Origin of the sequence: Amycolatopsis sp. NPDC051903, from assembly GCF_044452505.1 — a bacterium.
GTDB lineage: Bacteria > Actinomycetota > Actinomycetes > Mycobacteriales > Pseudonocardiaceae > Amycolatopsis.
Genome location: NZ_JBITBT010000001.1, coordinates 776260 through 790087, shown reverse-complemented (window position 1 = coordinate 790087; position 13828 = coordinate 776260). Strand labels below are relative to the sequence as shown.

Below are 13828 nucleotides of genomic sequence, written 5' to 3'. Positions count from 1 at the left end.
AAAATTCTGTTGTATCACGCACCGCTGGGCGACAAGCCGCGGGAAACGTGGGCGGCGAAGCCCCCGAGGGCCTACCCTAGACACGAAACAGGCGGGCCTTTCCCCAGAGGCCCCGGGTCAGTCGGGAGGCCGAGGGGAAATGGACCCCCGCGATCGCGCGGACGCTTTGCTCGCACGCGCTCGTTCCCGCGGCGCCTTCGTGGTGACGCCGGACAACATGACGTCGCCGATGGACGCCTCCAACACGCAGCAGATCCCGAGAGCCGTGGTCAAGGAGCTCGACCAGCAAGATCCCGACACGACCACGCAGCTGCCGGCGTCGCTGATCGAGGAGAACGACGAGCACCCGCTGGCGAAGCAGACGTCGACGCAGCCGCTCGAGGTTCCCGCTCCGCAGGTGACCACGCCGCTCGTGCCGCGTCCGAAGGCGGCTCCGGTGGCGAGCCCGCTCAAGGATCCGGCCGAGGAGGAGCTGACCGGGTTGGTCCCGACGATCAAGCAGACCAGCGGCCGGTCGAACCTCTCCCGCCGGCTCGACGGGCTGTGATCAAGCGCCTTCGAGCTTGACGCGCACGGCAAGACCGAGCTTCACCGCCGCGAGCACGGGCTTCCACAGCAAGCCCGGGTGCCGATCGGCGAGGTAGCGGTAGGCACTGGCGTGGTGCGCGCGCAGCATCTTCTTCGACACGCGCGCCGTCGACACGCCGCCGATGTGCATGACGCTCGACGAGGGCGCGTAGACGTTGAGCCAGCCGGCCTTGCCCAGGCGGTCGCCGAGGTCGACGTCTTCGAAATACATGAAGTAGCGCGTGTCGAAGCCGCCGACCGAGTCGAACGCCTCGCGGCGGAACAGCTGGCACGAGCCGGACAGCCACTCCGACGTGCGCTCGACCGGCGTCGCGTTCTCCTGGCGGTACTGGCGCGTCCACGGGTTTCCCGGCCAGACCTTCGCGAACACGGCGTGGCCGATCCCGCGCCCGAACGACGGCAGCAGCCGCGCGGACGGGTAGACGGTGCCGTCGAGGTCGTGGATCAGCGGCCCGAACGCGCCCCCGCGCGGCCACCGCTTCGCGACCTCCAGCAGCGCGTCGAGCGACCCCGGCTCCCACTCGAGATCGGGGTTGACCACCACGACCCAGCCGTAGCTGTCGTCGAGCGCCGCGACGCCCCGGTTGGCGGCCGTCCCGTACCCCACGTTTTCGCCGATGCTGACCAGCTGCACGTTCTCCCGCCCGGCCGCCTTCTCCGGCGCGCCGTCCGTGGACGCGTTGTCGGCGACCACCACGCGGACGTCCCGGTCGGTCGCCTTGTCGAGCGTGTCGAGGAACTTCTCGAGCGTCTCGCCGGCGAAGTACGTCACGGTCACGACGGCCAGGTTGTCGCCGTAGCTGCGGGGCTCAGTCACCGCGCCATTGTCCCCCGCTCACCCACGGCAACGGAGACCGATCGACCCTGTCACCGAGGGTGACGCACGTGCCGCGAGAATGATCAGATGTCAGTGCACGCCTTCGTCGACGAATCGGGCCGCAACCGATGCCTGCGCCGCGTTTGCCGAGGACTTGCCCGATGTCGGCGCGCACCGGCTGGTGCTGGACAGTCGTGATCATCGAGGTGGACACGATCACCGAAGGGCTCTGGCAAACCTTGGGATCCCGGCCGTCGGAAACCGAACTGACCTACGAGCACCTCGACTCGACGATGGAACCCATCCTTGTGGATCTCCGACGCCGTGGCCTGGTGCTTCGGAGCGGGCTGCTGGACACAAGCGCCGCGCGGCTGGCGGAAGCACATATCAAGCTCTTACAGGCGAAGAGCCTGCGAGACGACCGTCCGGACGCATCACAGGCTCTCATACTCAGTCCTACGGGACCTCGCATGATCATTTTAGCACGAGGTGTTAACAAACCGGGCCCGTCAGCGGGTGTGGCGGTGGCGGTCCCAGGCTTTCGCGTACGCCTCGCGGTGGCGTTCCGCCGTGGTGGCCCACGAGAACTCCTTCGCGCGCTCCTGGGCGGCCGCCGAGAGGAACGCGCGGCGGGTGGGGTCGGCGAGGAGTTCGGTGATCGCGGCGGCCACGTCGCCGGCGCCGACGCCGCAGTAGGCGACGGCGTCGCCGCCGACTTCGGGCAGGGAGAGGCGGCGGGTGGTCAGCACGGCGGCGCCGCAGGCCATGGCCTCGAGCACGGGCAGGCCGAAGCCCTCGCCCAGGGACGGGTAGGCCACCAGCTCGGCCCCGCCCAGGAAACCCGCCAGGGTGCCGAAGGGCAGGTAACCCGCGCGGATCACGCGCAGCCGGTGCGGCACCGCGTCCAGGGCGCGCTCCACCTGCGTGTCCCAGCCCGGTTGGCCGGCCAGCACCAGCGCCGGCGCTTCACGCCAGCCGGCGACGGCCCGGGCGAAGCCGCGGATCAGCGCCGGCACGTTCTTGCGCGGCTCGAGCGCGCCGAGGAACGCGAGGTACGGCGTCCCCCCGATGCCGACGGCCGCGCGGGCCGCGGCGATCTCCTCCGGGGACGGCGGGTGAAAACGTTCCGTGTCGACGCCGTGGTGGATGATTTCCAGATCCGCGTGCCGCAGCGGGCTCACGCGGGCCAGCTCCTCGGCCGTCGCCTGGCTCGGGACGACGCAGAGCGTCGCGCGGCGCAGCGCGGCCACCGTCCACGCGCGGAAGAAGCGGGCCTTCACCGACGAGTGCAGCACAGGGTCGGTGAAGAACGTCGCGTCGTGCAGCGTCACGACCGAAGCGGCGCCGCTCGCGAGCGGCATCGTGTAGTGCGGCGAGTGCACGACGTCGGCGGCGAGCTTGCGCACCAGGCGCGGCAGCGTCGCTTGTTCCCAGGTCAGGCGGGCTGTCCGCGTCGACGTCGCGGGCGACGCGGGCACCACCCGGGCCCCCGGCGCGAGCCGGTCGTAGAGCGACAGGTCCCGCGGCTGGCACACCACCGTCAGCCGCGCACCGTCCTGGTCGAGCGCCGCAACGAGCGAATCCACGTACCGGCCGACGCCACCCCGGTCCGCGGGCACCGCGGTCGCGTCGATCAGCACACGGGGATCACCGGTCACGTGAGCAGAGTACGGCGATCACCCAGAGCGCAGGTGAGGAACTCTCCAATTTCTGCCTCGGGTTGGTATTTCTGGCTGTGTCATCTGCCCTCGCTCTGTGTTATGAGCCTCGGCTCTGTTGTCTGCCTCGGCTCTGTGTTGTCTGCCTCGGCTCCGCCGAGGCGGCGAGATCGCTTCGACCCGGCTTCTTCCCTCCCGATTCCCTCGGCCCCGGGGGCCGAGGGAATCGCTCAGTCCAGAAGCCGGCGCGATCTCGCAGGTGGCGCAGGTTCGCCGGCCCCGCTCAGGCGATTTTGGGAGGCAGAGTCACCTTCAGGTCCGCCGACGGTGGGCGGCCGACACGGCCTCCGTCGAGGAGACGCGAGCGCTTCGAGCCGGCGAGTTGGCGGCGCGCCCCAACGGCGAAGCCGGCGCCCGGGCCGAGCCCTCGAGCGCGCAGCTCGCATCGGGCCGTTGCCGGCACCAGGCCCGCCGACGGAGGCGGGCCACACGGCCTCCGCCGAGGAGGCGAGATCACCGCAAGCCAGGGCAAGAGCGGCGCCCCGGCCGAGCACTCCAACCCACGGCTCGCGCCGTGCCGTCGCCAGCATCAGGTCTGCCGCGGGACGCCGGCCACACGGCCTCCGCCGAGGAGGTGAGATCGCCGCAAACCGGCGAGATCACGGCACGCAAGGGCGCGGGCGCCGCCAGGGCCGAGCACTCGAACGCGCAGCTCACATCGGGCCGTTGCCGGCACCAGGTCCACCGACGGAAGCGAGCCACACGGCCTCCGCCGAGGAGGCGAGATCACCGCAAGCCAGCGAGATCACGGCACGCACGGGCGGCGGCGCCCGGGCCGCGCATCTAACGCGCAGCTCACATCGGGCCGTTGCCGGCACCAGGTCCACCGACGGAAGCGAGCCACACGGCGTCCGCCGAGGAGGCGAGATCACCGCAAGCCAGCGAGATCACGGCACGCACGGGCAAGAGCGGTGCCCCGGCCGAGCACTCCAAACCCACGCCGTCGCCGACATCAGGAGCGACCGGACGCGGGCCGCGAGGCCGAGGGCGGCGCCCCCGAGCACCCCAGCTCTCGGCTCGCACGAGGCCGTCGCGGGGGTCAGGTGCGCCGGCGGTGGGCGGACCACACGGCGTCCGCGGCGGCGCGCCAGGTGAAGTCGCGCGCTCGGTCGCGGCCCAGGCGGATGAGCTCCGCCGAGCGGGCAGGCGAAGCGAGCACCTCGCGCAGCCCGGCCGCCAGCGCGGTCGCGTCGCCGCGGGGGACGACGACGCCCGCGCCGCCGGCGACTTCGATGAGGGCGGGGACGTCGGTGTGCACCACCGGCACGCCCGAGGCCATCGCCTCCAGCAGGGGCAGCCCGAAGCCCTCCGCGAGGCTCGGCACGGCCAGCACGCTCGCGCCCCGCAGTGCGGTCGCCAGCTCGGCGTCCGTGACCTTGCCCAGCACGTGCACGTCGGTCAGTCCGCGCGACGCGGCGAGCCGCACCGGGTCGATGCCGCCCCAGCCGGGCTGGCCGGCCAGGACGAGCGCCACGTCGCCGACCTCGGCGACGGCGTCGATCAGCACGTCGATGCCCTTGCGGGGCTCGATGGTCCCCACCGCGAGCACGTACTTCGACGGCAGGTCCAGCGGCGCGTCGCCCGTCGGCACGGTCACGCCGTGGGGCACGACGCGCACCGGCACCGTCACGTCCACCAGCACGGCCAGCTCGTCGGCCACTGCGCGCGTGGGCACGACCAGCCCGGACGCCCGGCGCGCGGCGCGCGCGATCATCGACCGGTGCCAGCTGACGCCGCGGGCCGTGAGGGTCTCCGGGTGGGTCCACGGCACGGTGTCGTGCACGGTCACGGTCAGCGTCTTGCCCGCGGGCGGGCGCGGCGGCGCGAACGGCGTGGGCGCGTGCACGGCGTCACCACCCGGCCACCACGGCAGGCCGAGCTGCCACAACCCCACGAGAACACGCGGCGGAAAGGGCAGCACGTGCGGCCCTTCGACGCCCTCCAGCTGCGCAGCGGACACGTCGCGGTGGCGCGCGACGGCGCTCGACACGGTCCACCCGGGCGGCGCGGTGCGCGCCAGCGCGGGCAGCAGCTCGGCGGTGTAGCGGCCCGTCCCACCGGGGACGGGGGCGAGCAGCTGCTCTGCGAGCACGACCAGTTGGGGCACGCCGCTATTCTCACCCAGGTGACCAGCGCGGAATCCGGCACCACCGTCGTCGTGGTCACCTGGCGTGGGGCAGCTCACGTCACGGCCTGCCTCGACGCCCTCGCCGCCCAGACCCGTCCACATCGGACGCTCGTCGTCGACAACGCCTCCGACGACGGCACAGCCGCCCTCCTCACCGCCCACCCGTCGCGGCCCGAAGTCGTGCGGCTGAGGCGGAACAAGGGTTACGCGGGCGCGATGGCCGAAGCCCTCCGCCGCGTCGAGACCCCGCTGATGGCCTGGCTCAACGACGACGCCGCCCCCGAACCGATGTGGCTCGCCGAGCTCGAGGACACGCTCGCCGAGCAGCCGCTCGCCGCCGCCGTGACCTCGCGCCTGGAGCTGGCCGACGGCACCACGCAGTCCACGGGCGTGCGCCTCACCGGCGACGGGCACGGCGCCGACCTCACCGAACCGGCCGACGAGGTGTTCGGCTTCTGCGGCGGTGCCGCCCTGCTGCGGACCGAGGCCGTGCGCGCCGTCGGCGGGGTGCCCGCGAGCTTCTTCTGCTACTACGAGGACACCGACACCGCGTGGCGGCTGCGGCTGGCCGGCTGGCACGTCGTGGCGGCGCCGAAGGCCCGCGTCCACCACCTCCACGGCGCCAGCACGAAGCCCGGCTCGCCGCTGTTCCACCGCTGGAACGAGCGCAACCGCCTCCTCATGCTCCTGCGGTGCGCGCCGGCCGTCGTCGCCGCGCGCGAGGTCCTGCGCTTCGCCGCGATCACGGCCCTGCTGCCGCTGCGCCCCCGCAAGCCCGCTGCCGCCAATTTCCGGGTCGGCCTCCGCGTCCGAGTGCTGGCCGAGGTGCTCACGCGGCTGCCGGCCACGCTGCGCGAGCGCAAGATCATCGACGAGGTCACAGCCCTGGGCCGAGGGGCGATCTGGGACGCGTGGGCGGGCCTTTAAGCTGGGCGAGGCCCGACATCACGGACAGGAGCTCGTCTTGGCTCAGGGGGAACCGCTGCCGCTCGTCTCGGTGATCGTCGTGAACTACCGCGGCGCCGAAGACACGATCACCTGCCTGCGGGCGCTGTCCTCCGACCTGGACTACGAGCACGTCGAGCTGATCTGCGTCGACAACGCGTCCGGCGGTGACGACGCGGAGCGCATCCGCGCCGCCGTGCCGGGCGCGACCGTGCTCGAGTCGCCGGTCAACAGCGGCTTCGCGGGCGGGTGCAACTTCGGCGCGCGGCACGCGAACGGCACAGTGCTCGCCTTCCTCAACAACGACGCCCGCCCGGCGCCCGCGTGGATCTCCGCGGCCGTCGCCGAGCTGCGGGCGCAGCCGACCGTCGCCGCGGTGGCGAGCAAGGTCGTCGACTGGGAGGGCACCGGCACCGACTTCGTCGACGCCGGCCTGACCTGGTTCGGCATGGGCTACAAGCGCCACGCGGGCAGTCCGCTGGCCGACGTGCCCGAGGCCGAGCGCGACGTGGCCAAGGACGTGCTCTTCGGCACCGGCTCGGCGATGTTCGTGCGCGCGTCGGTGTTCGCCGAGCTCGGCGGGTTCGACGAGCGCTTCTTCATGTTCTACGAGGACGTCGACCTCGGCTGGCGGCTGAACCTGCGCGGCTGGCGCGTGCGGTACGTGCCCGAGTCGCTCGCCTACCACCGCCACCACGGCACGATGTCGGCCGTCGACGCCCCGGAGACCGGCCGCGAGACCTTCCTGCTCGAACGCAACGCGCTGGCCGCGTTGTACAAGAACCTCTCCGACGAATCGCTCGCCAAAGCGCTGCCCGCGGCGCTCGCGCTGGCCGTCCGGCGGGCCACCGCGCGCGGCGGGCTGGACCCCGAGCGGCTCAACCTCGAAAAGGGCGTCGGGCCGGTGGAGACGGACGACGTCGCGGTGCCGCGCACGACGCTCGCGGGCGTGCTGGCGATCGACCGGTTCGTGGAGCTGATGCCGTCGCTGGCCGAGTCGCGCGCCGTCGAACAGGCGGCGCGCACCCGATCGGACGCCGACCTGCTTCCGTTGCTGCGCAAGGCTTTGGAGCCCGCATACCCGCTGCCGGACTACCTGCGGGCCCACGAGATCCTCGTCGAGGCGTTCGGCATCGAGGAGGTGTTCGGCCAGCGGCGCCGGATCCTCGTGCTCACCGGCGACTCGATCACCGAGCGCATGGCCGGCCCGGCGATCCGCGCGTGGAACATCGCCGCGACGCTCGCCGCCGAGCACGACGTGCACCTGATCACCACGAACCCGCTGCTGTCGGCGCCGCCCGCGGCGTTCAAGGTCAGCTCGGGCAAGTTCCGCGACCTCGAAGGGCCCGTCGAGTGGGCCGACGTCGTGATCCTGCAGGGCCACGTGCTGGAGCTCGCGCCGACGCTGAAGCGCCAGCACGCGAACAAGATCGTGGTCGCCGACGTCTACGACCCCATGCACCTGGAGCTGCTCGAACAGGGCAAGGGCGTGGCCGACGACCAGCGCGCGCTCGACCTCGCGGGCGTCACGAAGGTGCTCGACGCGCAGCTGGAGCGCGCCGACTTCTTCCTCTGCGCGTCGGAGCGGCAGCGCCACTTCTGGCTCGGGCACCTCGCGGCGCTGGGCCGGCTGTCGCCTCGCCTGTACGACGCGGACCCGACCACGCAGTCGCTGCTCGCGGTGGTGCCGTTCGGGTTGTCGCCGCAGGCGCCCGTCCGCACCGGTCCCGGTCTGCGGTCCTCGCTGGGTCTCGGCGAGTCGGACAAGGTCGTGCTGTGGGCCGGCGGCGTGTACAGCTGGTTCGATCCGCTGACCCTGATCCGCGCCATGGATCTCGTGCGCCGGAACCGCGACGACGCGCGGCTCGTGTTCCTGGGCATGAAGCACCCGAACCCCGAGGTCGCCGAGATGGACATCGGCGCCCGCACCATCCGGCTGGCGGATTCCCTCGGGCTCACCGACAAGCACGTGTTCTTCAACGAGCAGTGGGTGCCCTACGGCGAGCGCCAGAACTGGCTGCTCGACGCCGACTGCGGCGTGACCACGCACTACGAGCACGTCGAGACCACGTTCGCGTTCCGCACGCGCGTGCTCGACTACCTGTGGGCGGGCCTGCCGATCGTCACCACGGACGGCGACGCGTTCGCCGACCTCGTGCGCACGGAGCGGCTCGGGGTCGTCGTGCCGGCCGAGAACGCCGAGGCGCTGGCGGCCGCGCTGGAGAAGGCGCTCTACGACGAGGAGTTCGCGGCGGGCTGCGTCGAGCGGATCGCGGAGGTCGCGCGCCGGTTCGCGTGGCCGGAGGCGCTGAAGCCGCTGGTGGAGTTCTGCCGCAACCCGCGCCCGGCCGCCGACCGGCTGCCCGGCGGCGCGGACCTCACCACCACGGCCCCGGTGCGCGGCGGCGCGCTCGTGCGCCGCGACCTGGACCTCGTGCGCGAGTACCTCGCGCAGGGCGGTCCGGGCGAGCTCGCGCGGCGCGTCGGCGGGCGGGTCGTCAAGGTCGCGCGGAACCGGCTGAACCGTGGCTGACCGACCGCTTCGCGTGCTGCTCGACGGCACCCCGCTCCTCGGCTCCCGCACGGGCATCGGCCGCTACACGGCCGCGCTGAGCGAAGAGCTCGCGTCGATGTCCGAAGTGGACCCCCGCGCGGTCGCGTTCACCTTGCGCGGCTGGCGAAAGCTGCGGGGCGTGCTCCCGCACGGCGCGCGGGCCCGCGGCATGCCCGTGCCCGCGCGGCTGCTGCGCCGGGCGTGGCTGCGTTCGCAGCTGCCGCCGGTCGAGCTGTTCGCCGGCCCCACCGACGTCGTCCACGGCACCAACTTCGTGCTGCCCGGCCGGTTCCGCGCCGCCGGCGTGCTGACGATCCACGACCTGGCCTTCCTGGACGCACCCGAGGAACTCGCGCCGTCCGACCGCTCCCTGCCGGACCTGGTCCGCCGCGGCGCCCACCGCGCCGACGTCATCTGCACCCCGACGGCCGCCGTCGCCGACTCCGTGGCCGGCCGCCTCGACGTCCCCCGCGACAAGATCGTGGTGACCCCCCTGGGCGTCAACCCGGCGTGGTTCACCGCCCGCCCCCCGGACGACGGCCAGCGCGCCAAGCTCCGCCTGCCCGGCAAGTACCTGCTCTTCGCCGGCGCCGCCGGCCCGCGCAAGGGCCTCGACTGGCTCGCCCGCACCCACGCCTCCGCGCCCGACCTGCCGCCCCTGGTCTTCGCCGGCCCCGGCCCGTTCCCCCGCCTGCCCCGCTCGGGCCAGACCGGTTATCTGTCCGATGTGGACCTCCGCACGGTCGTCGCCGGCGCCGCCGCCCTGGTCCTGCCCTCCCGCGACGAAGGCTTCGGCCTGCCCGTCCTCGAAGCCATGGCCTCCGACGTCCCCGTGGTGTGCACCGACATCCCCGCCCTGCGCGAAGTCGCCGGCCCCTGCGCCACCCTCGTCCCCTACGACGACGTCGACGCCCTCGCCGCCGCCCTCCGCCAGGCCGTCGAAGACCCCCACGCCACCGCCACCTCGACCGCCCGCCGCACCCACGCTTCGGGCTTCACCTGGCGCCGCTGCGCCACCCTGACCGTCGAGGCCTACCACCGCGCCGCCAACCGCTAACCGCACTTCACTGCACTGCACTGCACTGCACAACACGGCTACCGCACCACCCCACCACGGCTACCGCAGCACTCTCCCCGGCGAGGGAACCACCCAGCCCCCTCCCTGCACCTCGATCCCCGCCCTCCACACGGCACGGAACCCCTTGTCAAGGTACGCTTTCCCGCCTTGACAAGGGGTTCCGTGCCGTAGTGACAATCAAAGATCGGGGTGTGTTCCCCAGCCCCCAGCGCAACGTCGCGCGCCAGCGCGACGAGCCGCCCGCGACCACCAAAATCGCCCGCGACCACGTAAATACGCCTACGCCCGAAAGTACTCCGCCAACGCCTCCCGCCAATTCCTCAACGGCGTCAACCCAGCCTCTCGCCAAGAAGCATTCGACAGCACCGAATACCCCGGCCTGGGCGCCGGGCGAGGAAACTCGTCCGTCGTACAAGCCCGAACCCGCTCCGGATCCGCCCCGATCTCCTCGAAAATCGCCCGGGCAAACCCCCACCACGAAGTCTCCCCACCCCCAGTGCAGTGCAACACCCGAGACTCCGGCCCCTCCCCGGCAGCGATCCGCCGGGACAGCTCCACCAACCCACCGGCCAAATCAGCAGCCCACGTAGGCGACCCCACCTGATCGTCCACAACGGTCAGCTGCTCCCGCTCACCCTCCAGCCGCTGAATCGTCTTGACGAAATTCGCCCTGTGCTTCCCGTAAACCCAACTGGTCCGCACCACCCACGCCGACGCCCCCGACCCCAGCACCGCGTCTTCCCCGGCCGCCTTGGTCCGCCCGTAGGCACCCAACGGCTTCAGCGCGTCCGTGACCTCGTACGGCGAAGAACCATCCCCGGGAAACACGTAATCCGTCGACACGTGCACCAACGGCACCCGCCGCGACGAACACACCGCGGCCAGCACCCGCGGCCCGTCCGCGTTCACCGCGAACGCACGCACCTCATCCGCCTCAGCAGCATCAACCGAGGTGTACGCCGACGCGTTCACCACGACCGGCACAGCGCCGGAGTCAGCCGCGCGCGAAACCAGCGCGTCCACCCCGGCCACGACGGACCCGGCCGACCGCACATCCAGCTCCGCCGAGCCCGGCGCGACCACCTCCAGCTCGGGACCCGCGAGCGCTGCCAGGTCCCGGCCGAGCTGGCCGGAACCCCCGGGTACGAGCAGAGCCAGCCGCACCGCCGTCACCTCCACGTGAAAAGACTTCAGGACGTCCCGAGCGAGGCGCGGCCCTTCAGCGGCTCCCACCACGCGCGGTTGTCCGCGTACCAGCGCACCGTACCCGCCAGACCGTCCTCGAAGGACACCCGCGGAGCGTAACCGAGTTCGCCGCTGATCTTGGTGATGTCGACGGAGTAGCGCCGGTCGTGGCCCTTGCGGTCGGTCACGGGCTCCACGCGCTCCCAGCCGACCCCGACGGCCTCCAGCAGCCGGCCGGTCAGCTCGCGGTTGGTGAGCTCCGTGCCGCCGCCGATGTTGTAGATCTCGCCGGGCCTGCCGCCGTCGGCGACGAGCTGGATGCCGTGGCAGTGGTCGTCGACGTGGAGCCAGTCGCGCACGTTCAGGCCGTCGCCGTAGAGCGGCACCTTCAGGCCGTCGAGGAGGTTGCTGACGAACAGCGGGATCACCTTCTCCGGGAACTGGTACGGCCCGTAGTTGTTCGAGCACCGCGTGACGCACACGGGCATCCCGTGCGTGCGGAAGTACGAGCGCGCGATCAGGTCGGACGACGCCTTCGACGCCGAGTACGGCGAGTTCGGCTCCAGCACGTGGTCCTCCGACCACGAACCGTCCTCGATGGACCCGTAGACCTCGTCGGTGGACACGTGCACGAACTTGCCGACGCCCGCCTCCAGCGCGGCCTGCAGCAGCGTCTGGGTGCCCAGCACGTTGGTGAGCACGAAATCGGCCGACCCGAGGATCGAACGGTCCACATGCGACTCGGCGGCGAAGTGCACGACCAGGTCCACCCCGCGCACGAGGTCGGTGACCAGCGGGGCGTCGCAGACGTCGCCGCGCACGAAGCGCAGGCGGGGGCTGCCGGCGACCGGCGCGAGGTTGGCCTCGTTGCCCGCGTACGTGAGCTTGTCGAGCACCACCACCTCGGCGTCACCCAGCGTCGGGAACGCACCCGAAAGCACCTGCCGGACGTAGTGCGATCCGATGAACCCCGCACCGCCCGTGACCAGGACCCGCATCCTCTTCCACCTTCCTGCCCGTCTCCCGTGCCCGACCGGGCAATCAGACCACCAGCCTACGGATGGCTCACACGAGAGTCGGTAGAGTCTCCAGCAGGCACGCTGGTGCCCAGCGGGCATGGTTGGGGAGGAACGCGTGACCGAGTGGCCCGGGTCACCGATACCTGCTTCCCGCCGCCGCGTCGCGGTCGTCGCGCTGCGCCGCGGTGGCAAGGTCTTCCTGTCCCTGGTGTCGATCGTCGTCCTCGCGCTCACGTGGTACGGCTGGCAGTTCATCGGCGACCCGCAGCACGGGTTCTCGACCACCGAGATCTTCGACCAGCCGCAGCTGCACGCGAAGCCGCTCGACGGGGCCGTCGACATCCTCCTGGTCGGCCAGGACAGCCGCACCGACGCGCAGGGCAACCCGCTGCCGCGCGAGGTGCTCGACATGCTCCACGCCGGCATCGCCGACGGGGAGAAGCAGACGGACACGATGATCCTGGTGCACATCCCGCAGAACGGGGAGCACGCGATCGCGATCTCGTTCCCGCGCGACTCCTACGTCGAGATCACCGGCGGGTTCGGCAAGCACAAGCTCAACAGCGCGTACGTGTACGCGTACAACGACACGTCCAAGACGCTGCAGAACCGCGGCGACACCGATCTCAAGGACGTCGACGAGAAGTCGAAGGTGGCCGGTCGCAAGAACCTCGTGGCCACGCTCGAGAAGTTCATCGGCAAGCCGGGCATGATCGACCGCTACGCGGAGGTGAACCTCGCGAGCTTCTACGAGATCACCAAGGCCATCGGCGGCGTCGACGTGTGCCTCAAGGCGCCGGTGCAGGAGAAGAAGTCCGGCGTGAACCTGCCGGCGGGCCGGCAGACGATCCAGGGTGTGCAGGCGCTCGCGTTCGTGCGCCAGCGCTACGGCCTGCAGGGCGGCGACCTCGACCGCATCGCGCGCCAGCAGGCGTTCCTGTCGGGCCTGGCCCGCAAGGTGCTCTCGAGCGACGTGCTGGCCGACCCGGTCAAGATCGCGCAACTGGTCGCCGCCGTGAAGAAGTCCGTGGTGCTGTCGGCGGGCTGGGACCTCACCGAGTTCGCGGAGCAGATGCGCGGGCTCACGGGCGGCAACGTCGAGTTCCACACCATCCCCACGCAAGGCGACGCGGTGATCGGGGGCGCGGACGTGCTGCGCGTCGACCCGGCGCAGGTGCAGGCCGAGGTGGGCCGGCTGACCTCCGACGGCGGGGCGCCCGCCGCGTCCGCCACGCCCACCGCCTCGACGCTGCCGGGCGCGAACGCCGTGACGGTGGAACTGTTCGACGGCAGCGGCACGGGTGCCGCGGCGCAGATGCGCACCCTGTTGCAGGGCAAGGGTTTCACGCTCACGAACGACACGCGGCTGTCCACGCGCTCGGCCACGGTGCTGCGATACAACCCGGCCGACGAAAGCGCGCTCGCGCTCGTGCGCCAGGCCCTCGGCGGCGACCCGCAGGCCGAGCCGGACTCCGACGTCGCGGCCGGGCACGTGCGGGTGCTGCTGGGCAAGGACCGCGCCGGGACGAACGCCGGCGCGGGCTCGGCGGTCACGACGACGCCGAGCGCGCCGGTTTCCCAGCCGGTCTCGCCGCCGCCGTCGACGGCTCCGCCGATCACGGCCGGCGGAGTGCCCTGCGTCAACTAGAGTCGGGCACTCAGCGTGGTGGCCGGGGGCGGCCTCTAGGCTGGGCATGGGGAGGTACGTGGGGTGGCAGAGCACAGCGACGAGCACGAGGACCAGCCGGAATCGGAAGCCGGGAGCCCGGAGCCGACGGCGGAACCCGAGGTCGGCG

Annotated in this window: 10 protein-coding genes; 5 read left to right on the top strand and 5 right to left on the bottom strand. The window is 72.1% G+C overall.

The window, feature by feature from the left end:
• Window positions 1–139 precede the first annotated feature (139 nt).
• Window positions 140–547, top strand: coding sequence for a hypothetical protein (locus tag ACIA77_RS03995; RefSeq protein ID WP_395884245.1), 408 nt, complete (start codon window positions 140–142; stop codon window positions 545–547).
• On the opposite strand, the gene ACIA77_RS03990 is transcribed toward ACIA77_RS03995, so the two are convergent.
• From ACIA77_RS03990 to ACIA77_RS03980, 3 genes are all read right to left on the bottom strand, one after another.
• Complete coding sequence (locus ACIA77_RS03990; protein WP_395884244.1) at window positions 548–1405, bottom strand: glycosyltransferase family 2 protein; 858 nt, start codon at window positions 1403–1405, stop codon at window positions 548–550.
• 509 nt (window positions 1406–1914) lie between these two features.
• Window positions 1915–3045, bottom strand: a complete 1131-nt coding sequence (locus ACIA77_RS03985; RefSeq protein WP_395884333.1) for a glycosyltransferase family 4 protein — start codon at window positions 3043–3045, stop codon at window positions 1915–1917.
• A 1117-nt stretch (window positions 3046–4162) separates the two neighbouring features.
• The gene (locus ACIA77_RS03980) at window positions 4163–5230 is read right to left on the bottom strand and encodes a glycosyltransferase family 4 protein (protein WP_395884243.1); all 1068 of its coding nucleotides are present in this window, start codon (window positions 5228–5230) and stop codon (window positions 4163–4165) included.
• Window positions 5231–5248: 18 nt separating this feature from the next.
• On the opposite strand from ACIA77_RS03980, the gene ACIA77_RS03975 reads away from it, so the two are divergent.
• From ACIA77_RS03975 to ACIA77_RS03965, 3 genes are read left to right on the top strand one after another with little or no spacing between them, the layout of a single operon-like run.
• Complete coding sequence (locus ACIA77_RS03975) at window positions 5249–6178, top strand: glycosyltransferase family 2 protein (protein ID WP_395884242.1); 930 nt, start codon at window positions 5249–5251, stop codon at window positions 6176–6178.
• A gap of 37 nt (window positions 6179–6215) precedes the next feature.
• Window positions 6216–8729: a glycosyltransferase gene (locus ACIA77_RS03970; RefSeq protein WP_395884241.1), complete on the top strand. Its 2514-nt coding sequence runs from the start codon at window positions 6216–6218 to the stop codon at window positions 8727–8729.
• A complete protein-coding gene (locus tag ACIA77_RS03965) occupies window positions 8722–9807 on the top strand; it encodes a glycosyltransferase family 4 protein (RefSeq protein ID WP_395884240.1) in 1086 nt (361 codons plus the stop codon). Before ACIA77_RS03970 ends, ACIA77_RS03965 begins: the two co-directional genes overlap by 8 nt.
• Window positions 9808–10107: 300 nt before the next feature.
• On the opposite strand, the gene rfbD is transcribed toward ACIA77_RS03965, so the two are convergent.
• Together rfbD and rfbB are read right to left on the bottom strand one after the other, a co-directional pair.
• Window positions 10108–10992: a dTDP-4-dehydrorhamnose reductase gene (gene rfbD, locus ACIA77_RS03960; protein WP_395884332.1), complete on the bottom strand. Its 885-nt coding sequence runs from the start codon at window positions 10990–10992 to the stop codon at window positions 10108–10110.
• 26 nt (window positions 10993–11018) lie between these two features.
• Window positions 11019–12011 carry a dTDP-glucose 4,6-dehydratase gene (gene rfbB / locus ACIA77_RS03955; protein ID WP_395884239.1) on the bottom strand — a complete coding sequence of 331 codons (993 nt, stop codon included), beginning with the start codon at window positions 12009–12011 and terminating at the stop codon, window positions 11019–11021.
• Window positions 12012–12147: 136 nt separating this feature from the next.
• Here rfbB and ACIA77_RS03950 point away from each other — a divergent pair, with 136 nt between their 5' ends.
• Window positions 12148–13680 (top strand): LCP family protein, encoded by a 1533-nt coding sequence (locus ACIA77_RS03950; RefSeq protein WP_395884238.1) that lies wholly within the window; start codon window positions 12148–12150, stop codon window positions 13678–13680.
• The last annotated feature ends 148 nt before the right edge of the window (window positions 13681–13828 follow it).

Coding starts and splice junctions, on each gene's coding strand:
- ACIA77_RS03995 (WP_395884245.1), top strand. CDS start 140: ATGGACCCCCGCGATCGCGCGGACGCTTTGCTCGCACGCGCTCGTTCC.
- rfbB (WP_395884239.1), bottom strand. CDS start 12,011: ATGCGGGTCCTGGTCACGGGCGGTGCGGGGTTCATCGGATCGCACTAC.